Annotated in this window: 21 protein-coding genes; 9 read left to right on the top strand and 12 right to left on the bottom strand. The window is 32.3% G+C overall.

All coding sequences use genetic code 11. From position 1 onward, the window contains the following. Positions 1–311 precede the first annotated feature (311 nt). Both Bccel_RS13955 and Bccel_RS13950 read right to left on the bottom strand, forming a co-directional pair. Complete coding sequence (locus Bccel_RS13955) at positions 312–1,190, bottom strand: FHA domain-containing protein (protein ID WP_050753464.1); 879 nt, start codon at positions 1,188–1,190, stop codon at positions 312–314. A gap of 166 nt (positions 1,191–1,356) precedes the next feature. After that, the gene (locus Bccel_RS13950; RefSeq protein WP_036945435.1) at positions 1,357–1,965 is read right to left on the bottom strand and encodes a recombinase family protein; all 609 of its coding nucleotides are present in this window, start codon (positions 1,963–1,965) and stop codon (positions 1,357–1,359) included. A gap of 499 nt (positions 1,966–2,464) precedes the next feature. Here Bccel_RS13950 and Bccel_RS13945 point away from each other — a divergent pair, with 499 nt between their 5' ends. Next, entirely contained in the window at positions 2,465–5,443 is a 2,979-nt protein-coding gene (locus Bccel_RS13945) for a stalk domain-containing protein (protein WP_050753463.1), read from the top strand. Positions 5,444–6,411: 968 nt separating this feature from the next. Here Bccel_RS13945 and Bccel_RS13940 read toward each other — a convergent pair. Further along, positions 6,412–6,882, bottom strand: a complete 471-nt coding sequence (locus tag Bccel_RS13940) for a DUF1801 domain-containing protein (RefSeq protein ID WP_201781962.1) — start codon at positions 6,880–6,882, stop codon at positions 6,412–6,414. 163 nt (positions 6,883–7,045) lie between these two features. Beyond that, the gene (locus tag Bccel_RS13935; protein ID WP_036945137.1) at positions 7,046–7,369 is read right to left on the bottom strand and encodes a hypothetical protein; all 324 of its coding nucleotides are present in this window, start codon (positions 7,367–7,369) and stop codon (positions 7,046–7,048) included. A gap of 1,110 nt (positions 7,370–8,479) precedes the next feature. Here Bccel_RS13935 and Bccel_RS13930 point away from each other — a divergent pair. The 6 genes from Bccel_RS13930 (at position 8,480) to Bccel_RS32570 (ending at position 12,584) form a co-directional block, all read left to right on the top strand. Further along, positions 8,480–8,716 (top strand): helix-turn-helix domain-containing protein, encoded by a 237-nt coding sequence (locus tag Bccel_RS13930; RefSeq protein ID WP_152966016.1) that lies wholly within the window; start codon positions 8,480–8,482, stop codon positions 8,714–8,716. A 49-nt stretch (positions 8,717–8,765) separates the two neighbouring features. Next, positions 8,766–9,737: a hypothetical protein gene (locus tag Bccel_RS13925; protein WP_050753462.1), complete on the top strand. Its 972-nt coding sequence runs from the start codon at positions 8,766–8,768 to the stop codon at positions 9,735–9,737. Positions 9,738–9,764: 27 nt separating this feature from the next. Next, positions 9,765–9,977 carry a hypothetical protein gene (locus Bccel_RS13920; RefSeq protein WP_036945140.1) on the top strand — a complete coding sequence of 71 codons (213 nt, stop codon included), beginning with the start codon at positions 9,765–9,767 and terminating at the stop codon, positions 9,975–9,977. A gap of 317 nt (positions 9,978–10,294) precedes the next feature. Next, entirely contained in the window at positions 10,295–10,942 is a 648-nt protein-coding gene (locus tag Bccel_RS13915; RefSeq protein ID WP_201781961.1) for a DUF998 domain-containing protein, read from the top strand. A gap of 587 nt (positions 10,943–11,529) precedes the next feature. Then, on the top strand, positions 11,530–11,892 hold the full coding sequence (locus Bccel_RS13910; RefSeq protein ID WP_152966015.1) for a dockerin type I domain-containing protein: 363 nt from the start codon (positions 11,530–11,532) through the stop codon (positions 11,890–11,892). Between the two features lie 374 nt (positions 11,893–12,266). Further along, positions 12,267–12,584, top strand: a complete 318-nt coding sequence (locus tag Bccel_RS32570; protein WP_420848046.1) for an ATP-binding protein — start codon at positions 12,267–12,269, stop codon at positions 12,582–12,584. A 129-nt stretch (positions 12,585–12,713) separates the two neighbouring features. Here Bccel_RS32570 and Bccel_RS13900 read toward each other — a convergent pair whose 3' ends face one another. From Bccel_RS13900 to Bccel_RS13890, 3 genes are all read right to left on the bottom strand, one after another. Continuing rightward, positions 12,714–13,007, bottom strand: coding sequence for a hypothetical protein (locus tag Bccel_RS13900; RefSeq protein ID WP_036945143.1), 294 nt, complete (start codon positions 13,005–13,007; stop codon positions 12,714–12,716). 146 nt (positions 13,008–13,153) lie between these two features. Beyond that, on the bottom strand, positions 13,154–13,354 hold the full coding sequence (locus tag Bccel_RS13895) for a hypothetical protein (RefSeq protein WP_036945144.1): 201 nt from the start codon (positions 13,352–13,354) through the stop codon (positions 13,154–13,156). 15 nt (positions 13,355–13,369) lie between these two features. Further along, positions 13,370–13,933, bottom strand: coding sequence for an ankyrin repeat domain-containing protein (locus Bccel_RS13890; protein WP_050753460.1), 564 nt, complete (start codon positions 13,931–13,933; stop codon positions 13,370–13,372). Between the two features lie 231 nt (positions 13,934–14,164). Between Bccel_RS13890 and Bccel_RS13885 the strand changes: the two genes are divergently transcribed. Continuing rightward, entirely contained in the window at positions 14,165–14,635 is a 471-nt protein-coding gene (locus Bccel_RS13885) for a hypothetical protein (RefSeq protein WP_036945145.1), read from the top strand. A 285-nt stretch (positions 14,636–14,920) separates the two neighbouring features. Here Bccel_RS13885 and Bccel_RS13880 read toward each other — a convergent pair whose 3' ends face one another. Together Bccel_RS13880 and Bccel_RS13875 are read right to left on the bottom strand one after the other, a co-directional pair. After that, complete coding sequence (locus Bccel_RS13880) at positions 14,921–16,015, bottom strand: LamG domain-containing protein (RefSeq protein WP_036945146.1); 1,095 nt, start codon at positions 16,013–16,015, stop codon at positions 14,921–14,923. Positions 16,016–16,918: 903 nt separating this feature from the next. Further along, positions 16,919–17,299 carry an RNase H family protein gene (locus Bccel_RS13875; protein WP_036945147.1) on the bottom strand — a complete coding sequence of 127 codons (381 nt, stop codon included), beginning with the start codon at positions 17,297–17,299 and terminating at the stop codon, positions 16,919–16,921. 179 nt (positions 17,300–17,478) lie between these two features. On the opposite strand from Bccel_RS13875, the gene Bccel_RS13870 reads away from it, so the two are divergent. Next, on the top strand, positions 17,479–18,624 hold the full coding sequence (locus Bccel_RS13870; RefSeq protein WP_036945148.1) for a papain-like cysteine protease family protein: 1,146 nt from the start codon (positions 17,479–17,481) through the stop codon (positions 18,622–18,624). Between the two features lie 251 nt (positions 18,625–18,875). Here the strand turns inward: Bccel_RS13870 and Bccel_RS13865 are convergent, their stop codons facing one another. From Bccel_RS13865 to Bccel_RS13855, 3 genes are read right to left on the bottom strand one after another with little or no spacing between them, the layout of a single operon-like run. After that, a complete protein-coding gene (locus Bccel_RS13865; protein ID WP_036945149.1) occupies positions 18,876–19,592 on the bottom strand; it encodes a metallophosphoesterase family protein in 717 nt (238 codons plus the stop codon). Continuing rightward, entirely contained in the window at positions 19,589–20,668 is a 1,080-nt protein-coding gene (arsB, locus tag Bccel_RS13860) for an ACR3 family arsenite efflux transporter (RefSeq protein WP_036945151.1), read from the bottom strand. The genes Bccel_RS13865 and arsB overlap by 4 nt, the downstream gene beginning before the upstream one ends. Positions 20,669–20,687: 19 nt before the next feature. Continuing rightward, positions 20,688–21,026, bottom strand: a complete 339-nt coding sequence (locus tag Bccel_RS13855) for an ArsR/SmtB family transcription factor (protein WP_036945152.1) — start codon at positions 21,024–21,026, stop codon at positions 20,688–20,690. Positions 21,027–21,240: the final 214 nt, after the last annotated feature.

The following is a 21,240-nucleotide window of genomic DNA, read 5'->3' as shown; positions in this document are numbered from 1 at the left end:
CAGTTCTCCAGTTCTCAGACTACTACGATACCTGTGTACAGCAATTACTTTCTTCTCAACTGCCATGCTCCAGTCAACTGGATTAGGTCCCCCGATAATGAAGATAGAGCCCGAATAATCCAGATTCACGCCAGTCGCAAAATTTCTATATTCACTGTAGTACTATTGGAATAATCGGGTGTATATTCAATATTAAAGGTAGATTTATAGTGGCCCACTTTAAATCTACCAATCTAGTAATAAACTTAACTTAATTCACCTTGGTAAATCTAATTCTAATGCACAGATTGAAAACTACTGGGGACATCAATCTAATCCCATGAAAAATGAGTACTGCTCAAAGAGTAAAAAAGGAATTTACTATTTCCTATTTGTAAAATATCCATAATGTGTATCTCTTTAGGAGTAGATACTGCTTTGTTATTGAGCCATACATGTCCATTCTTAGGAGCAACCATAAATATTCTTTCTTTTTGATCAAAAGTGATAGATGCATGATAATATCTTTTAATTGCTTTATCATCTTTTATCGAAATATCCATTTCCTCAGATCGCCCTATGAAATTCTTATTATTAATTATTCTGTAATCCCGCCCGATAGGACACTCTCCTCCTATGCTAACCAACCAGCCATTAACGCGTTGGAAAGGGGATAATGTACATATATCATGGTTAGCATCATGTATTTTTCCCCAATCCTTCCAGTAAAAACTAGGACTACATAAAGGAACAAAAATGAATTTGCTCATTCCTATCTGTAAAACATCGAAATAATTCAGTTCTCTAGGAGCAGAGGCTAACTCAGCATTATGAAGTATAGTGCCTGCCACTTCAGGAGTAAATATATAACTTACATTTTCTTGATCAAAACTGATTGATGCATATAATTTTCTTCCAATTCCAATATCATCTTCGATAGAAATATCCATATTTTCAGATTGTCCAATAAGATTTTTCTTACATCTGATCCTGTAATCCTTCCCAAAATTAACTCCCATTATGCATACCAACCATCCAACAATAGGCTCTTCAAGGTCAGCAGTACTACCATACATTTTCAAGTCTGTAAATTTAGTTATTTGGATATTGGGCATATCGCCACAAAAGGCTCCACAAAAAGGACACTTGCCATTATATTGAGATGGATTGAACATATGGCCATTAATACATCTGGATAATTTGAATTTCATTATTTACCACCTTCTTCATATTAGATGATTGCAGATGCATCACCTCTTACAACTGAATAAGCGTGACGTATTTCATTTAATAGAAGAGTATATTTTTCCGTAAGCTCTTTTTGTGAAATATTATTTTTTAACCTTGCATAAGCAGTTCTTTCTATAGATACCATCTCTATTTTCTCTGTCCTTCATATATTTTAACCTTGTTGTAGAAGGTTGCTTTTTTTAGGTTCAGCAAACTAAAAGCTTCAACAGCCTTTAATTCACCCTGCTTCCATTGATTATAAACAGCTTCAAAGTCATGAGGAATTTTAACCCTAGGTCGCCCAATTAGAGTTCCTTTTTCCTTTGCTATTGCAATTCCTTCAGATTGTCGCTGCCTTATTTTTTTTCTTTCTTGCTCTGCAACATAACTCAATAGACTTAAAAACTGGTCTTCCATAAGTTTACCAATATCACCCATTTCTTTAAACTTTCTGCTATCGAAAAGTGATGAATTTTCAAGGACTATTATATCGGCATTTATTTCCCTCGTAATGTACTTCCATTCCTGAATAATACCGTCATAATCTCTACCAAGTCTATCAAGTGAATCCAGATATAATAGATCCCCTTCTCTTAAAATTTTCTTCATCGTTTGATATTGAGGTCGCTCAAAATCTTTTCCGCTTTGTTTATCAATGAAAATAAATCTCTCCTCTATTTTTAACTCTTTCATTTTTCCGACTTGTCGTTCTTCGTTTTGATCTTTTGAGCTCACACGTATATAGGCTAGATTCATATAAAATCCCTCCGGAAACATTTTATCATAAGCGTATAAAAAATATATGATAATATTTAGACGTATATTAATTAAAACATAACTTTTTTAGACTTATCATATGTAAATGTTGTATAATAAGTTTAAAAAGTATTTTAAATTAAAGAGGTTTATATGAAAAAATGTTCTATTTATTTAAATTTAGTTATTTCAATTCAAATACCTTCTTCTCGAACCTAGCTCTAGGTATAAACTGCCATCAAATATAACAAAGGTGGAGATTTTGGCATATTCATTAGAGTTACAGAGATATTATCCCGGATGCTTTGGGAATTGCCGTTTGGATGTGCCGAAATATATACTACTGATTCAATATGTGTTGACATTTTTTATGACATTAATCAAATTAAGAATTTTATTGAATTAAAAACTGATTATATTTAAGAAGAAACATTATATTTGGAGACTAATTTTTTAGATAAAATTAATATTAACCAATTACTTAAGAAGGAGTATACATATGAAATATTTATTTAAATTACTATTGAGCTTCTTACTTATTCTAACCTTAATACCATTAAAAAGCAGCTGTGTTTTCGCAGTTGAAACAACAAACAACAAAGGATTTATAAAGGTTATGGAAAATAGGGCTTTAAAAGAGGATGGAAGCCTCTGGAATATACCTTCATTTGATTATGGCGAATATAAAAAGATTGGAGAAGGGTATGTTGATTTCACAGCTGGTCCTGCTTATTATTTAGCAGTTAAAAGAGATGGAACCCTCTGGGCATGTGGATCAAGTTACTTTGGTTTAGATGGTTTATATGGTTTATATCCAGAAAAGAATATAGAAGAAAGTGATACCCCAATTAAAATTATGGATAATGTTAAATCCGTTTCTGGTTTCTCCGCTTTGAAAAAAGATGGTTCGGTCTGGGTGTGGGGAATTAGAGATCATAGCCCTGAAACATTGAAAAAAAACAAACTCCAGATGATTTATCAAGGGGCTAAAGCTATAGATAATGCGGGTGATTATGTAAATGTAATTGACAATAAAGGAACTTTATATAGCATACTAAATAATCCTAATTTACAAGCAAGGAAATCCTTAAAGAATATAAGCAAAATAGCTGAAAATGTCATTTCTATCAAATCAAATTATTTTATAAAATCTGATAAAACATTATGGCATATTAATATATCATCTGATGGAAAAATTTTAGGTTCAACTCACATTCTAAATAACGTTAAATTTGTAAATTTAAATTGTGCTGTAAAACAAGATGGTACGCTATTTCTTTTGCATGGGGACGGTTATCCCCAAAGAATTATGAGCGGAGTTAAGTATGCATATAACTCAATAAGAGAGTGTATGGTGATAAAGAACGATGGCTCCATTTGTTCATTGGGCTATTCTTGTCCAATAAGTTATTTTAGTTTACCTAGAACTGCATTAAAAAATGTTAAGAAATTAATAGATCACATAGCTTTGACAAATGATAATATGTTATTATCTCTAAAATTTTACAATGGGTTCTGTACACAAACAAAAATTGGAGAAAACGTGAAAGATATATACACTCGAGATATTAAGGATCCATATGCTACAATTGAAATAGAAAATTTGGATGGTAGCAGGTGGGTATTTGAATATGGTACTCTTACAAAAATAGATTTAAACAAAGAATTTGTTTCTAATAAAGATCACTTATATTTGGATAATAGTGGTACAATATGGCGTAAATCCAATTCTATTCCTCCATTCCAGAAAGTTGCCTCAGACATTGATAATATTAAAGATTACTTTGCTGGTCCTGATTGTGTATATATAATAAAAAATGACAAATCATTATGGATGTATAAAATAGGCGAAAAAGCTATTAAATTATGCGAAAATGTAAAAGAATTATTTTGGGACAAGACTTATTCGGGTAATCCCTCTCTTTATTTAGTTAAGGATGATAATTCATTATGGATATTAAAAGCACCTTCATCAATTTATGATGCAAGCAGGAAATTTTCAGATGCTCATAAAATACTCGATGATGTTAAGGAAGTAAATTTAGACATGCCGATTAATTATGCAATAACAAACTCAGGAAAATTATGGGCTTGGTCTGAATCAGATGTTGAGTTATTTTATAATGGAATCAATAAGTTTAAGCTAATAGTGGATGATGTGGTTTCCTTTGATATAAATGAGAACCCGTATATTTTAGGTATAAGAAAGAGTGACGGTTCACGATATAGGATCAATAATTATATAGATATTACAAAGCAAATTATTAGCGATTTATATTTGAACAAAGCTAATGAACTTTGTTTGAATATTGTAGGACAATCTGATAATAGTAATGGTCAAAATAACTCTAATAAATTGATTAAGATTTTGGATAACGTGGTTTCCTATAATGAAATAAATAAACCAAACGCATTGGAGATACTAGTACATTGTGAGGATGGAAGTCTATGGAGGTATAATCGTTCAAATAAAGGCACCTCAGATAATTCCATTTCAGATACAAATGCTAGACTAGAAAAGATATTTGATAATATTAAAAAATACGGAAGTGATTATGCAATTCTTGATGATGGAAGTCTTTATACTTGGGGATCAAATGATCGTGGAATTCTTGGTAATGGTACTGAGGAATCATCGGACAAGCCACAAAAGATACTTGATGATGTTAATTGGGTGAGTTTTTCCTCTTACTTCAGACTTGCTTTGAAAAATGATGGAACCCTTCTTTTCTGGGGAGATGAATCGAATCCTTCTGTTCCGTCTTTTCACATAGATAATCCTATGAATTTAGGCACATTTAATGATAGTAACAAAATTCAGCATTATAATTATGAAGCTGTGGGAATTAATGAAGATATTGATGTGGCAGTAAAAATAAAAGATTCCTCAGCTTTAAAAAATGCCAAGATAATTTTGGACAGTCAAATAGAGATTCCTCTGGAAAAAAATGCAGGCGACTATTATTCTGCAGTAATACCAGGACTAAGCAAAATGGGGGTTATAAGCTATCATTTTAGTGCTAATGAAAATGGTAATATTATAAATTCTAAAGAGTACACAGTGGAAGTAATTTCAAAAGATCGTATCATTATTGATTCCAATAATGATGAGTTGACTCTATCAAATAACGTGATTAATCTAAATGGATCTTTACTAGCAATGAATTTCCCTTGTCCTGTCATTAAGGAAGGGAGAGTATTGGTACCAGTCAGGGCCTTATCTGAAGCTCTAAATTTTAAGGTCCTTTGGGATGGTAAGTCAAAAACGGTAAGTATTACAAAGAATAACACAAAAATTCTGGTTAAAATTGGCGAAAAAACTATAAAGGTAGGTAAGAATAACATTAAGACGGATGTAGCAGCCTTAATAGCTCAAGGATCAACATTTCTCCCTTTGAGGGCCATCAGTGAGGCACTTGGTGCAAAAGTAAACTGGGATAGCAATAATAAAATTATTGAAATCACTACTTCATTCTAAAATTAAAACAATAATAGAAGATTTTTTAAACAATTGAATTTGAAATAAATAGATGCCACAATCCGATATGGTTTAGTAGGGTAAGATATAGTTTTTAAGTTTTTAAATTAAATTCTTGCCTTGAGAAGTTTGTTACATTTACTTATAATCCAGGCTTTTTGTCAAAAAAACAACTTGCATGATGCTTGACATCCTGCTACTCTAATATAGGGGTGTAGCTAACATTGTCGGAAATGTTGGCGGTACCCCAATTATAATTTCTAACTGGAAATATTTTCTGAGCTATTGGTTATTTTTAACCGTATCTTGGCTGTACCCGATATTGATATGGCAATTAAGATATAGGCTATTTATATAAGGCATTAGTGATAGTTATATACATTTAAAATGAATTGAGTATTATTCGAGGAAATGGCCTCCATGCCTACAATCAAAATGAGTGGAGGTCATTTTAATTTTCTAAAATTGAATTGTTAAAAATTGTATATAGCTTCCAATGATTCAAATTGTATATTAAAATACTAATATGAATTATTGATGCATATGAGATTTAAAAGTAGTTTCAAAATTATTTGATAAATAATCTTCATAATTAAATGACATACATCCATGTACCAAAGGAAACGGTGGAGCGAAAGATTTTCCATTATCAGATACAGCAAAAAAGGCTATCAAAGAATATCTCAAGCTGCGTGGAAATTATTCATTTGCTGAGGCACTATTCCCATCCAGAAAGGGTGGTGGAGCTCTCCTTAGAAGCCAGGCTTATAAGGTAATTAACAGAGCTGTAAGGTCTGCATAACTGAATTTATTAATATTGCTGTTATATAATCAATTTCCTCGTTAATCATAGATACTTTTGAATAAAACTCCACTGCTTCTCGACAATTTCCGTTAAAACTAATATAAGCTTGTAGTGACTTAGAATATCCCTTATTTTCTCCTTAAAAAATCTCACCGCTATTAAATTACTTTTTTCGTTTATTTGCCTCATATATCTTCACATAGGAATCAACTGACATTTTTGAGCAGAGTTCACCGACCAGTTCCAACGGGATTTTGTCTAATCTTTTGAACCTAATACAGCTTTTCCCCATGTCAAGTTTACCAATATTTAGGTCTTCATAGGATTTAATAAACCATTCCAAAAGTGATCCGTCTGCATACATACCCAAATGATATAATGCAATATAACCCTTCTGGTTTGCCAATCCTATAAAAGGAAGTGCCTCCTTTGGATTGACATGATATCCTTCTGGATAGATTTCATGTGGCACAACATACCCAATCATACCATACTGAATTATTTCTTTAAATCCTTCAGGCAAATTATTCAAAATAGTATGCCTCAAGTCTTCCAACGCTGCTTGTCGCTCTATGGGTTGTTGTTTGATATATTCGTCTGGTGACATATTTAAATATACTTTACTATTTACCATATTCGCTCCTTTACGGTTTATTTACTCATTCATTCTTGTGGAATGAGAGACTCATCAGAATACATTATTCCCCATTGATGATAAAATTCACAACTATATAGCTTCCAATTATTTACTTAGCGGTACCCATAATAAAAAAGAATAGTAAAAAAGTATCTTCATGCTATCCTTTGTCACGAGTAATTTTACTATAAGTCATGCAATCTTTATTTGATATACTGCCACAAGAACAAACTTTAATTAAAAAATCTTTATAACCTAGCTCTGAATTGTATGCAGAAAAGCCGATAAGAAGAGTATTACCGCATCTTTCATTATAACCTAAACACTTAGTAAGATTATCAATGTTATTATAAAAGGTTTGATATGTACCTAGTAAAACCAAATCCCTTTGAACCTTGGTGAATACATATTCAGAATTTTCCCAAGTATTATGTAGATCATTTAACGATTTAATTCTTTTTCCATTTAACCTATAGTAATTCATAGTTTTTGATTCCTTTCTTTTGCAATAAACAAACTAATTTGAATTCTTCTATAAACATATATTCTGTTTAGATTAGCTAGTTAGATGAGGAGCACTTTTCCAAACATCTTGTAAAGAATGTATCAGGCAATTTTAACTTTATACTATGGTTATTTTTTTACTTAGCAGTATATAATCATTGTATTTAAACCTAAGTGCCTTGTAAACCTATATTATTTATAATGCCGTTTTTTTATATTAAAATTTACTATATAGCTTTTCATATAGTAAATAGCAATTTTTATTGAGTTTTAATAATCATGAATTATCAAGAATATTTGTAAAAAACGCTAATGTGTGGCAGAGGAAGAGGCATCACATTGTAATATATGGGGGTATAAGGGGTGAAAGACCAGATTATTATTATCTGAAAAATTTGTTTCGGGAGCTCCGAAATGAATTGGTAATAAAAGTAACTGGAAACTCAAAAAAGTTACCATATGTTCCAACCGAAGAAGAAATGAAGGTACTAAGCCTAATGGGAGCATAGCTGTAACCAAGGGCAAAGTAAATTTTGAAAACCAGTCATATCAATGCTTTGAAACATATAAATCAAATTAAAGATTTATAAAAAAGGCAATCTGCGAAATAGGCTATTTTACCTTTCAAATCTACTTTGCCCCTGATGACACGGATGCTCCCATCAGGCCTCCTAACATCTAACCATATCTTTAGAAGAATTCTATGACCCCCGTCATATCCAGCTTACATGTGTGATTGTAGTTCCCTTTATTACCACGTTTTGATCGTGGCACACTAGTGTCAGCCTAAAACCTGTATAGTTCGTGTATCGACAGTGAAAGAAAAAACGATCAGGAGTTATTGAGATCTCTTTCATCCTGACTATATCTGCATACCTATTAAAAGAATAAACTTCAACTCCGTAGTTTACATTTAGAAAAATTTAAGCATTGAATTTATGTAAAGTTATCGCTGCATACTAAATGCAACTCACAATAAAATAATTCCCAATTTCTTTTCAAACTGATATTCTCCCAATCTAAAAATTATAAATATTAATTACATTATTTTTTTATGCAAAAACAGCTTTTTTTGTTCTAATCTTTTGTTATGATGGAGAGAGAACTTATTGTTGAAATAGTTAGAGAAGGAATTGAGAAGGCAAAAAAGTTTGGTACTAAAAGCGGCATTGCTATAGGCAGGCCACAAAGAACTTTACCAAAAGATTTTGAAAAGTATTACATAAGGTGGAAGCAAAAAGAAATAAAAGCTACGGAGTTTGCAAAATTGGTAGGTTTAAGCAGGGCAACTCTTTATAGATATATTAATGAGTATGAAAACAAGTAATAGTACCATTATAATATGCCTTTCAAAAAATATAAAACTGGAGGTTTAAATGAAAGTTATAAACTGGCTTCTCGAAAGCCAACCATATGTTGAGTATGCAACAAGAGTAAGCATACTGAAACAAAATAAAAGCAGTTTGAATGAACTGAGAAATTTAGTTCTATTGGATTCAAGAATAAAAAGGTATTTAAATGATATTGCTGATTTCAATAGTATACTTGTTACAAATCACAAAAACCCAGAACTTCCGATTCATAAACTTATTTTCCTATTAGATGTTGGTCTTGATACCGATGTACCAGAAATTGATATGGCAATAAAGCAAATAATAAAAAATAGAGATGAATACGGAATGTATAAAAGTATGACAAATATCCCGAAACACTTTGGAGGTTCTGGAGAAGATACACTTGCATGGAGTTTGTGTGACGCACCTCTTATGCTATATGCTTTGTTAAAAGCAGGTATTTCATATGAAAATAATATAAAAAAAGGTGTTGAATATATAGGAGCCTTGCAAAGAGACAATGGATTTCCATGCACTGTTTCAAATGAACTTGGAAAATTTAGAGGGCCTGGCAAGAAAGATGATTGTTGCCCCTATGCAACTCTCATAATTCTAAAACTTTTATCGTTGATCCCTGAATATGCAAACTCAGAATTAGTAACTATAGGCATAAATCAATTACTGAAATTATGGGAGAACAGCAAAGCACTTCATCCATACATGTTTTATATGGGAACAGACTTTAGAAAACTAAAAGCACCAACATTATGGTACGATATTATAAGCATATCTGATTGTTTAAGCTATTTTGAATTTGCTAAGAAAGATAAGCGTTTCCAAGAAATTTTAGATGTTATAGAGAGTAAAGCTAATCAAAATAATCAGTTTACACCTGAGTCTATCTATCAAAAATGTAAGGATTGGGATTTTGGACAAAAGAAGCAGCCATCATCTTGGCTCACTTTTCTTTGCTTGAGAATATTAGAGCGAAGTGGAAGGGTTAGTTTTGATTAATTTGGTTATACAGGAGAGATAAAAAATATGAATGACATTGTAAGTTGGTTACTTGAAGGTCCTGCTTGGGTTAAATATGCTATAGAGCTTCAAATCTTAAACTTAAAACCTGACGTTAATATCTTGTTACAGGATTGTTCTGTTAAAAAAGTGATTGATAGGATAAAAAGCCCGGAAGTAGGTATTCCAGCTTTGAGAACAATGAAAGTTCCATACACTAGTACTGGAAATGCCCACTAGGATTTGTTTTTCCTTTCAGATATTGGGCTTGAAGTAAATGATATAAATTTAAATGAAGAAATAGAAGAGTTTTTAAATTTCAGTTGTTGGATGGTTGCAATGCAAATATCATGTCTTCCAATGCCTCATTCATGTGCTCAATAGTCTAAAATGTATAGGCACAGGAGTAAATTGGATTGAATTTTAAAGTACTGAGAATTTACGTTGATAGCTATAAGATAGTATTAAATAATGGAAGCGTAAGCAAAATATACTTATTGCATATTTGTTATATAAAACGAAATAAGGAGTATTTATATTCTATGAGGACGATATTTATGAAACGTTTTGAAAAACACACCATGCCACTAGGCATGGTTGGTGTAATTGTGTATATACTGCATACTGTTATTGGAAATCTGTTGTGGGATGAATATAATCCCATTACAATGGATATTAGTTCCCTTACAGCGGTTGGTGCACCAAATGCAGAACTTTTGAAGATATTCACAGGAATCTATAGTATTTGCACTATTTTATTTGTTGCAGGGCTTATAGTTAAAGCATTTAGAAAGTACCACTTCTTAGTACGTACAGGATATATTGTTATGATGATTATGGAGTTAATTTCATTGTTTGGTTACAGTATATTCCCTTTAACAGGAGATAAAACTGATATGAATTTTCAAAACATAATGCACATAATCGTTACTGTTGCGGTAGTATTTACTACAATTACCTCAGGGTTTATTCTTGCTTTTGGTTACTTAAAGCAAGAAAATGTGTATAGACTCGGTAGATTTATTCTTGTTATGGTAATTATAATTACTGTAACAGGTGCAACTAATCCAATAGGTATAGGAAAAGGGCTTAATATTTTAGGTTTGACTGAAAGGTTGGTAATTTATTCTTTGCAATTTATGATGTTTGTACTTTCTTTCTATTATACTTTTAATAATAAAGAGAAGGAATATACCTTAGAATAGAAAATGGCTTTTGTACGTAGTATTATAAATTAAATGAATTGAAAACAGAAAAGCCATAAAGTAAACAGTTTCAGGTATTAATTTATAATTTATATTTATTAATTTTTAACGTTGTTTATATATAAACAACATTAAAAGCCTTTATTGTCAAGGACTCTTTCTGGATAGTTAAGATAACAGTAACTACCCTTTCACTAGACCATATATGGAAAATAGAAACAATTCAATAATCTAGAGGAAGTAACCAATCGAACTGAAGGTATATAGTGTATATCTTAAATTACTTAATAATTTAAGATATACACCAATAAAGTTAATGATTTTGAACTTCTATCTATTTTTAAATGTAATTGAGTATCTTTGGCAAAAATGGCCTTCACTCTTACAGGGAAATAGGGTGGAGGTCATTTTTGTTACTAAAAATTGGTCTGTAAAATTTCCAAATATATTCCGATGATTCAAAATGTATATTATAATACTGATATGAATTATTGATTTTTATAATTTCATATTAGTTTATAAAGGGGAGAATATAGTAATGTTAATGAAAAAACATTTATGTAAATTAATTATGATATAAAGTTGAAGTGATTGGGCAACCAATAAGCGTGTATACTGATGTCTATGGAGACTTTACAATTAATGTTTCTAGTTCAATTGGAGTATGCGATATCAAAATAACAAAACCGGGATTTCTCATGAAAGAGCTTAAAGAAATTGTGTTAAAAAAGGACTTGCAGCTCTCTCCTATTACCATGTGGGCTGGTGATATGAATGGAGACAACGTAATTAATATGGCAGATGTAATAGACGTTGTAAAGGGTTACAACACCATCGAAGGAGACAATCTCTATATTGCTGATTATGATCTTAATAAGGATGGAGTTATTAAAATGTTGGATATTATTATTATAGCAAGGAATTTTAATATGACCAGCTACATGAATTGAAAATTATAGATTTTGCAATATTATCAGAGTATATTTGGTGAACTCAGTTCACCAAATATGAAGTTGAAGATAAATTTCTAAAATATCTATTATGATAAAATAATTTTCGATAAGTCTATTAGTTTAAGTTTACTTAGGGAGGATAAATTGGGTATGGGTCATTTTGATGACATTTAAAAATCGACCATGCTTAGCAAATTCATCAAGTATTTTGATGGTTCTAATATGAAATACTTGGCCATGTGTTAGTTTTCCGTCTGCCAGAATATAATATTCTTGCTTTACATAAGATGAGTGGAGCTATGTACCTTTCGAAAAGAAGGTTCATAACTTTTGTTTCAGGTTGTTTCAGAAAGTTATGAAAAAAGGAGCAGATAATTACTACAAATCTTGAGTTTAGTAAATGGAACGGTATTTTTTATGATGAAAAGTTGACAAGTGCTATTATCGATAGGCTTGTGCTTGAAAAATTAGGTCCCGGAATCTTGAATTTTATTTCACTTCTCTACCCAGAAGGGAGCAGATCAGTATTTAGGCAGACTAATTTATTTTATTATTATATCTTTACTTCAAGGTTGAAAATTGGACTTCCTTCTTGCTTAGTGGGGGACAATCTTATCGGTGGTAACTTCATTAGGGATAACTACACTTGCATGATTAGTACACCCATAAAAAGCTTTGCTCTGGACTGAAATATATGTAATACAAATAATTCTATATACCTTTCAGTACAGAGCAGCTATGCTCCCATTATGCCTATCAGTAATTATCAGCTATTTTCAACAGTTACTAAGGTTATATTTCTGGCGAGTTTTTTTATTTTACTGTCTCATCCAGCTTACATGTGTGATTGGAGTTCCCTTTATTACCACGTTTTGATCGTGGCACACTAGTGTCAACCTAAAACCTGTATAGTTCGTGTATCGACAGTGAAAGAAAAAACGATCAGGAGTTATTGAGATTTCTTTCATCCTGACTATATCTGCATACATATTAAAAGAATAAACTTCAACTCCGTAATTTACATCTATACTACCACCCTCAACGCTACTAACCTCAATAATATGTTCTTGTGCTTGACCAATTGGCACATCGATTCTTAACTCGTATGGCATAGTTAAATCTCCTTTTCAAAAATATTCAACACATTATATGGCACATTAACATGGAGGGTGCGTATTTCGACTGCATCCGGACAGCATAGAGGCACATCCGGGAATTCTCAAAAATCACCCGGAATTACCAATTATTAAAATGTTTATTAACGGTAGGTTACTTTTAATCCTTTTATTCGTCCTTTTCTTATAAGTTCATCCGCAATCCCGCCATAGAATAATCCTAAAGAATATATTCTACTATTTCTGGATGCCTTTAGCACTTTTTTGGTATCAATATCTACAATGCTTTTCAAGTGCACAATTTGTTTTGTTATTGGTGCTTCTGGCATCCATTCAATAAACAATTCTAATTTCTCAGTCTATTTCTTTAATAACATTTTTATCTCATCCTTAAATGCATAGTGTATTGCTTTCTTACCTTCGTTATCTGTCTCATCAACATTAGCACCACTATCAAGAAGTAATTCGACTGCACAAGTATGACCAATATGAGCAACTTCCATAAGCATTGTTTTACCCAAGCAATCTTTATGATTAACATCCGCTCCATTCTTAATTAACAGTTCTGCTGATTCAAGATCATAATTTGTTATTGCGTTCCATAATGCCGTTATCTCAAACTGATCGCCACAGTCTATGTCTGCTCCGTTTTTTATCAGATAATCAACGACTTCAAGTTTATTACCCACCGCAGCCCACATTAAAGCGGTATCACCATTAACATCTTTAATGTTAATATCAGTCCCTTTTTCAACAAGCAATTTAACTATATTCAAACATCCAGATTTTGCAGCCCACATTAAAGCAGTCCTTTTATATTTATCCATCGAGTCGACATTTACTCCCAACTCAAGATTTACTTTCAATTGTTCAATGTCAGCATTCATTGCTGCTCTGATAAATTTTCTTTTGTCAGGTCGCATAAATAATATTTCTCCCATTAATTATAAAAAATTTTTTAGTAATACCCATTTGTAGGATACTATTAATTATGCCATTAACATCCTATTTCTGCAATTATTAGTTAGTTATTTCTGGAAATCCGTTAAGGAATATCAGGGGTGTAAAAACCAAGTATATTATTGCTCATATTTAATTATTATGAGAAAATAAATATTGTGAGTTGGAAATTATTAATAGGAGAAGCCACTGTTATGATTATGAAATGTCCTCATTGTTATGAAAGAGTCTTTCCAAAGCAAGATAATACATGTCCTTCTTGCGGTAAAAACGTTTTAGACACCACCGAAGATATGGAATGTTACGATTTGGTAGAATTAAAAGACAAACAAAAACTCCCCGAAATTTGTTTTGTATGTGGTGAAAGCACAAAAAATAAAGCTAAAATAAGTTACTCACGTAAATATGGCTCAAAAGATTACTTAATTGTAAAACTAATAGTTCTAATTTTTAGTCCAATAATATTTTTGTTTTCTTTAATTGCTAATCAAAATAGAAGATTTGCAAAAATAAAGGTATATATGCCTATTTGTGGTCAATGTTCTAAGAAGGAACGCCCAGAGCCTAAATATATTAATTATGATAATTATTCAATATGTTTCATTGTACATAAAAATTTTAAAGATGCTTTTGTAAATGTTAATTCAAATAATATTGGCAAATGAAGTACAACAAGACAAGAAATCAGCAATTATAGATTAGGCTTTCCTAGTTTTCTTTGTTCTCCCTGAAACCAGCAGAGAATATCATGGCTCCAAAGGAGTAGCAATCAATTGCCAAATTTATAAATGCCCTTTTTTGTAAACAATGACTAGAAAAGTTAGTCCTACCAATTATATTAGTAATATAGCACAAAAAAAGGATGCAATAAAATCATTATTACATCTTTTTTATATAAAACATTTAAATATTATGTTATAAAAGTTACTTTCAGGTAAGTTGACTATTTATTAATATGCCCTGACATAAACTGCCTTTGATACAATATCTGCAGGAACGTTTTCATAATATGTATCTGTTCTCTCACTCATTCCCGATGTTGATACTACGTAACTTTTTCTTGCAGATTTATAAATTACGTTACCTGCAGCATCCAGTATTTCTGCATAGTTTAAAGAAGAAACGACAAGCCTTGATTCGGGACATGCTTTTCTAGTTGTAGTTACCATTTCTAAAACTCCATAGTTATAAAGACGTGCGGTATTTGTTTTAATCATTGAGTATGCATAATATCCACCAGAGTATGGAACAGTGGCTATTGTTGAGTCATCAGAAACAACACACCTTGTTTTATATGCTTCATAGTCTCTTTTGATTTCATTGTCAGTTAACATTTCATGATAGTATGAAACTTCATCCAATAATCCTGTGTAAGGACAGTAAACTTCGCCGTTTTTCCTTAACTGACTTCCGATATGAAGTTTACCTGCTGGTTTTTTATATCCGTCTTTATATGTCATGCTATTAACCATAACACCATCAACATATAATTTGATGGAACTGCTGCCATAAGTCACTGCTACATGATGCCAGTCATAGGCAGACATAGGGTTTGGAGCTTTGATGGTTGTCCATTTTGTTCCTTTGCTGTCTGATGTAGAGTATGCTAAATACCCTCCTTTTGAGAGATAAAGGCTATATCCTTCATAAATATCGCTTCCTATACAGCAATAATCAAGTATTTTTGCCTGACCCCATTGGTTGTTTGCAGGGTCCTGCTCGAATTTAACCCAGGCAGTGATAGAAAACGTACCTGTTGTAAACTCAGAAGAAGTATTCTCAACCGATAAGACATATGGTGAGTTGGGTCCTTTAAAAGCCGTTTTCTTTATTGCATCATTAACTACTGGAACTGTTGTATTTGCACTTAAGTTATATCCATTGCCTGATGAATCTGCCAGTACCGACAAGGATGAATCAAATGACCATCTTGCTATCAGACTTCCCCTGGCACTTACAGGTATTTGGGAACTGACTATTATAGTACCGCAAACTGCTAAAGACGTAAATGTACATAATGCACGCTTAAAAAATTTATTAAACATATTTTTCTCCTCCTAATTCGTAATAAATTTAATATTAATTATTTAATGAGAAACTTTTTATTAATAATGATCTCCAATCCCTTAAAGATGCTGATTTCCAGGTGCCAATTTACATCAGGAGGAATTTAAAAGCATTATTGCATGATCAAACATGAAACCACCTCCTCTTAATATACTTGCTTAAACTTAACTTAACTTTAAATTACAGTTGATTTAATCATTTGCTATATGTTTTGCAATAATGATTTTACATTTTTAATTATTGAAAAATATTTTCCTTAATTCATATGTTGCGAAAAACCCATTTTATAATGCAAATGCAGAGGATTCAACTGCATTTGCTAATTTAAAGTCTTATTCGTAACATATATAGTAACTAAGGAATAATCTGATTATAATGCTTTTATTTATCAATGGTGAAGGTCTAACTGTTATAGTCCTATCAGGTTTGCACTTGAATATAATTAAGAAATTGAGGAGCTGATTACAAGATTTATGACGAGAATTATTACCGGAATACTATGTCACAACTGATATACTGGACTTTTATGTATTAATTTCCAGTCCTATAAAAATTAAAGCCAAACAGTAGAGTATCATAATAGAAATACAAAAATAATAATGATTTTTTCCAGTTTAGTTATTTCGTTTTAAGAATTGCTTCAAAGGTGTCTTTGTAGTTGCTACATAGCGAGTCTCTGGAAAACCTGCTTCGCAATGGTCTTTCAGAATCAGGTCAGATAAAGAATACAATAGATGTTTTATCTTATTTCATGTGGCTCTAGAGATACAAGTGAATTTGTTTGATTGATTCTACCTAAACTGGATTGTAGGGCTTTTTATGCAGATTTTTTCCACCTGATGGTTTGGTTTCTTTTTGATACCGCTTACGAACAGGGGTTTTTAGATAACCATACCTACCCTCGCTAACCTATCAACACTATTATTTAATTTATTATCAGAATGTGCCTTTACCTTGACAAAGCGAATTCGCATATTCATTCGTTTTCGCTCAATAAATTCCGCATACTGAATGTAGCACTGGCAATCTTCATGACGAGGCTTAATGTTTGACTTGTATGCAAAGAAAGCTAATCCATCCCAGTCGTGATAAATGGTTAGATCTGTAACACCAAGTGAATTTGCTGCTTTAATTGCAGTCTTGACAGCATTAATCTCTGCAATATTCGCACTATATTTATTTAGTGTTATGTACTGTCGATGAAAGGCGAATCGATGCGGACGATGGTTTTGATTGGTAAACAGTATCACTGCTGATCGCATATAACCTTTCTGCATTTACAACATACTATATAAAAGTAACTCATAAGGATTCCAATGCAAATTCTGGAGACTATGGCCTTAAAATTTCCATTCCACAGGAAACCATTACCTATGATCGGGAAGGTAATTCAGTAAGTTCAGCTTATCCGCTCTATGAAGGAACTACATATTCTGCACAAATGAGTTCTTCCACTGATATAGACTATTTTAGATTCAGTGCTCCAACTACTGGTAACTACAGGATAGAAACCAAAGGTTTCAACAATACCACAGGACAGATTTATAGTGGCACCGGGCAGCTTTTGCTCAGTGATACAGACACAGCTGACAACTGTGTACTTGAAATGAAACTCCAAAAAAACGTTACTTATTATATAAAAATAAATGATCGTAATGGAGCTTCAGGGAATTATACAATCAGCGTAACAAAAGGAAAAACCCTTTCTGTGGTAAAGCAGACTCAACAACCATACGATCTGTTATGTTGGGCAACAAGTGCCTCTATGGTAAGTGCCTATTTCAATAATAGCACCCTAAACCGTACTTTAGAAATTGCCAAATATAATAATCCTACCCTTTATTCCAATCAATTTAATCAACCAAATTATATGTATAATTTAGCAGAAAGCATAGAAAGATACATAACAGGATATACCCGAAAACATGTACTGCCATCAAAATTTTCAGGTGTTTTTGGAACATATCCTATCGATGATATCGTAAAAGCTATTGATATGAATTCACCTATAGCCTTTCTTATCGCTAATCACTGTGTAGTTGGTAAAGGTTATATATTCCATAAAGATGGAGAAACAGGCCCATTTATAATATATAATGACCCATGGGATGGACAGGAGCATACTGCCAATCTTAATGATTTCTTATTTACAGAGAGTATTTGCTACATCCCAACTCCTGCTGAAAACGGAGAGCTAGAAGTTAATGACTCAGTATTCTCCGCCGATAACGTTAAGATAGGTATAGAAAAGGTTGCTTCTATAAATAATGAAGGAGATGTTGATTATTATCAATTCACAGCGTATCCTGGAAACTATACCGTTGAAACCTTTGGTATGACGGATACTTACGGAGAAGTTTACAAAGGTTCAATGCCCAACCAAAGCCCAGATGGAAGACCTCAGGAATGTCTCTATTATGAATATAAACTCATAGGCCAGGATAACAGCAGCGGTGCTTATGGAAACTTTAAAATAAATTTCACAAACACCGATTCACAAAGACATTATTACATCAAAGTAAAGCATTCATCACCATACATTACAGGAAATTATTCAATAAAAGTTACACGTAATTCAGACCAGTAGGAACTTTATAATTCAAACAGCCAGGTGCAAATGTAATAGCATATTTTGCACCTGGCTGATCGTTTTATATGGGGTAATGGGAGCATCCGTGCAACCAGGGGCAAAGTAGTTGTTAATTGATGGAAATATCTAATGGTATTCTTTCATTCATATCCAGATTAAAATGTCCATATGGATTTATCTATCGCAAAATACCGTTAGTGCGTTCGTTATTTTGCTCTGCTAAATGTAAGATTAATAATGCATTTAATCTAATACCCTTTACTAAGCATATCTATAAGCCTTTTATCAAACATATTGTTTGATTCTATTGCATTTATAATTTTCTCAACTTCATAGGGAGTTTCAATTATTTCTGAAATTACTTTGTTGTCCTTTACATCGACAATAACGTATGTTGCATCAGGTCTTCCATGTTTGGGTTTACCAGCAGAACCAGCATTGATTATGTGTTTTCCTTTCAAAACAGTAGTAAATGGAATATGAGTATGCCCACTAATAATAATGTCAGCATCTGTAGTTTCTGCTATTTCTTTAAGGGCGGGTGAGTCTTCATACATATATTCATCAATTCTTCTTGGGCTTCCATGTACTACCAAAACATTTAATCCATCAACTTGAATTCTTACCTGAGAAGGCATACTTCTTAAATAATTCCTATTTTCTTCCGTCAATACCATATTTGTATATGCCGCTGAAGCATTGGCAAGTATCTCTTGCTGGCTCATTTTAGCTATTTGATCATTACTTAAATGTTTACATGAAGAAATATACTTGTCATGGTTTCCTTGGACTGAAAGTATTCCTGTTCTTCTTATCAGATCCACAACCTCATTCGGGAATGGCATATAGCCTACTAAATCACCTGTAGATAATATAAAGTCTACATTTCTATTATTAATATCCTCTATTACGCTCCTAAGAGCATAAACATTTCCGTGCACATCACCTAAAACTGCAAATCTCATTTTAATCTCCTTTTCGGTAAACCATTCTCGTCAAAATATTTTCTTTTGAATAAAAGTGCTATATTAACCAACGCTACCATAACAGGAACTTCAACCAATGGACCGATGACAGCTGCAAATGCCTGACCGCTTCCTATTGTAAAGACAGCTACAGCAACAGCTATTGCGAGTTCAAAATTGTTACTTGCAGCTGTAAAAGCAAGTGTTACAGTCTTTTCATATGAAAATCCACCTCTCCAGGACATATAAAAGCTCACAAAGAACATAATTGCAAAATATAGCAATAGTGGAATTGCAATCCTAATTACATCCATCGGCAGCTCCACTATTTTATGGCCTTTAAGTATGAACATAATAACAATCGTATAGAGTAAAGCAATTAAAGCAAGTGGAGAGATCTTAGGCAAAAATACTTTTTCAAACCACTCCTTACCTTTTAATTTAATTAGCGAAAAATGAGTAATAAATCCTGCTGCAAAAGGAATCCCAAGGTATATAAGAACACTTTGTGCTACTTTGAAAATGCCTACATTAACTTCAATTCCCCCAAAGGATAACCCAAAAAAGTTAGGAACTACTGTAATAAAAAACCAGATATACACTGAGTAAAGCAGTATCTGGAATATGGAATTTAGTGCTACAAGTGCAGCACAGTATTCATTATCACCTTTAGCAAGGGTATTCCAAACAATAACCATGGCAATACAACGTGCAAGACCTATAATAATTAGGCCAACAGCGTATTCCTTCATATCAGGAAGAAATATTACAGCAAGTAGGAACATCAATACAGGTCCTATTATCCAGTTTTGAATCAGGGAAAAACTAAAAACCTTTTTGTCCTTTGATACCTTCCCCATTTCATCATATTTAACCTTGGCAAGTGGTGGATACATCATTATAATTAGACCAATAGCAATTGGCCAAGATGTTGTTCCTGTACTCATTCCTTCCAATGTTTTCGATAGGTTTGGAAACAAAAATCCAATTGCTACACCTAATCCCATCGCAAGAAAAATCCATAAAGTTAAAAACCTATCAAGAAACGATAATTTTGCTTTTTGTTCAATGTTCATTTCTATTCCCCCATCTAAATTATTTGCAAATTTCTCCCTTATGCTTGAGCCAGTATTCAAGATTTCTTAAGTCTTTCTGATACATTTCGTTGCATCGAAGCATATCATGAATCAAAGACACAAGAAAACCTCTAATTTCATTTTGAACAAGGGAGTAATATACCCACTGTGCCTGCTTTCTGTCAGTTACCAATCCTGAATTCTTGAGATATGAAAGATGCCTTGATGCTTTTGTTTGTGTTATTTTAAGTGTCTCATTAATATCACAAACACAAAGCTCCTTCTCAAGAAGTAAGTTGATAATTCGAAGCCTTGTTTCATCAGAAAGTGCTTTTAAAATGTTTACTACATTATTCATTATTATCACTCCTGTATATTTGTTTAAACGAATACACAAATATTATATACCATGTATATGATTTTTGAAACCTAAAATGTGCTTGATCAATGTTAATTTTTCTTAACAGGGCTCTAGGCCACTTAACCCCTCCAAATCTTTGTTTGATTTTTACACCTCCCCAAAATACCGCTATATAATTAGTTACATCATTTTCTTTTGTAAAGTTATAACT

Source organism: Pseudobacteroides cellulosolvens ATCC 35603 = DSM 2933 (genome assembly GCF_001262605.1).
Classification (GTDB): Bacteria; Bacillota; Clostridia; order Acetivibrionales; family DSM-2933; genus Pseudobacteroides; species Pseudobacteroides cellulosolvens.
This window is presented reverse-complemented; position numbering and strand designations above follow the sequence as displayed.

Coding starts and splice junctions, on each gene's coding strand:
- Bccel_RS13955 (WP_050753464.1), bottom strand. CDS start 1,190: ATGAAATTCAAATTATCCAGATGTATTAATGGCCATATGTTCAATCCA.
- Bccel_RS13950 (WP_036945435.1), bottom strand. CDS start 1,965: ATGAATCTAGCCTATATACGTGTGAGCTCAAAAGATCAAAACGAAGAA.
- Bccel_RS13945 (WP_050753463.1), top strand. CDS start 2,465: ATGAAATATTTATTTAAATTACTATTGAGCTTCTTACTTATTCTAACC.
- Bccel_RS13940 (WP_201781962.1), bottom strand. CDS start 6,882: ATGGTAAATAGTAAAGTATATTTAAATATGTCACCAGACGAATATATC.
- Bccel_RS13935 (WP_036945137.1), bottom strand. CDS start 7,369: ATGAATTACTATAGGTTAAATGGAAAAAGAATTAAATCGTTAAATGAT.
- Bccel_RS13930 (WP_152966016.1), top strand. CDS start 8,480: ATGATGGAGAGAGAACTTATTGTTGAAATAGTTAGAGAAGGAATTGAG.
- Bccel_RS13925 (WP_050753462.1), top strand. CDS start 8,766: ATGAAAGTTATAAACTGGCTTCTCGAAAGCCAACCATATGTTGAGTAT.
- Bccel_RS13920 (WP_036945140.1), top strand. CDS start 9,765: ATGAATGACATTGTAAGTTGGTTACTTGAAGGTCCTGCTTGGGTTAAA.
- Bccel_RS13915 (WP_201781961.1), top strand. CDS start 10,295: ATGAAACGTTTTGAAAAACACACCATGCCACTAGGCATGGTTGGTGTA.
- Bccel_RS13900 (WP_036945143.1), bottom strand. CDS start 13,007: ATGCCATACGAGTTAAGAATCGATGTGCCAATTGGTCAAGCACAAGAA.
- Bccel_RS13890 (WP_050753460.1), bottom strand. CDS start 13,933: ATGCGACCTGACAAAAGAAAATTTATCAGAGCAGCAATGAATGCTGAC.
- Bccel_RS13885 (WP_036945145.1), top strand. CDS start 14,165: ATGATTATGAAATGTCCTCATTGTTATGAAAGAGTCTTTCCAAAGCAA.
- Bccel_RS13880 (WP_036945146.1), bottom strand. CDS start 16,015: ATGTTTAATAAATTTTTTAAGCGTGCATTATGTACATTTACGTCTTTA.
- Bccel_RS13875 (WP_036945147.1), bottom strand. CDS start 17,299: ATGCGATCAGCAGTGATACTGTTTACCAATCAAAACCATCGTCCGCAT.
- Bccel_RS13870 (WP_036945148.1), top strand. CDS start 17,479: ATGAGTTCTTCCACTGATATAGACTATTTTAGATTCAGTGCTCCAACT.
- Bccel_RS13865 (WP_036945149.1), bottom strand. CDS start 19,592: ATGAGATTTGCAGTTTTAGGTGATGTGCACGGAAATGTTTATGCTCTT.
- arsB (WP_036945151.1), bottom strand. CDS start 20,668: ATGAACATTGAACAAAAAGCAAAATTATCGTTTCTTGATAGGTTTTTA.
- Bccel_RS13855 (WP_036945152.1), bottom strand. CDS start 21,026: ATGAATAATGTAGTAAACATTTTAAAAGCACTTTCTGATGAAACAAGG.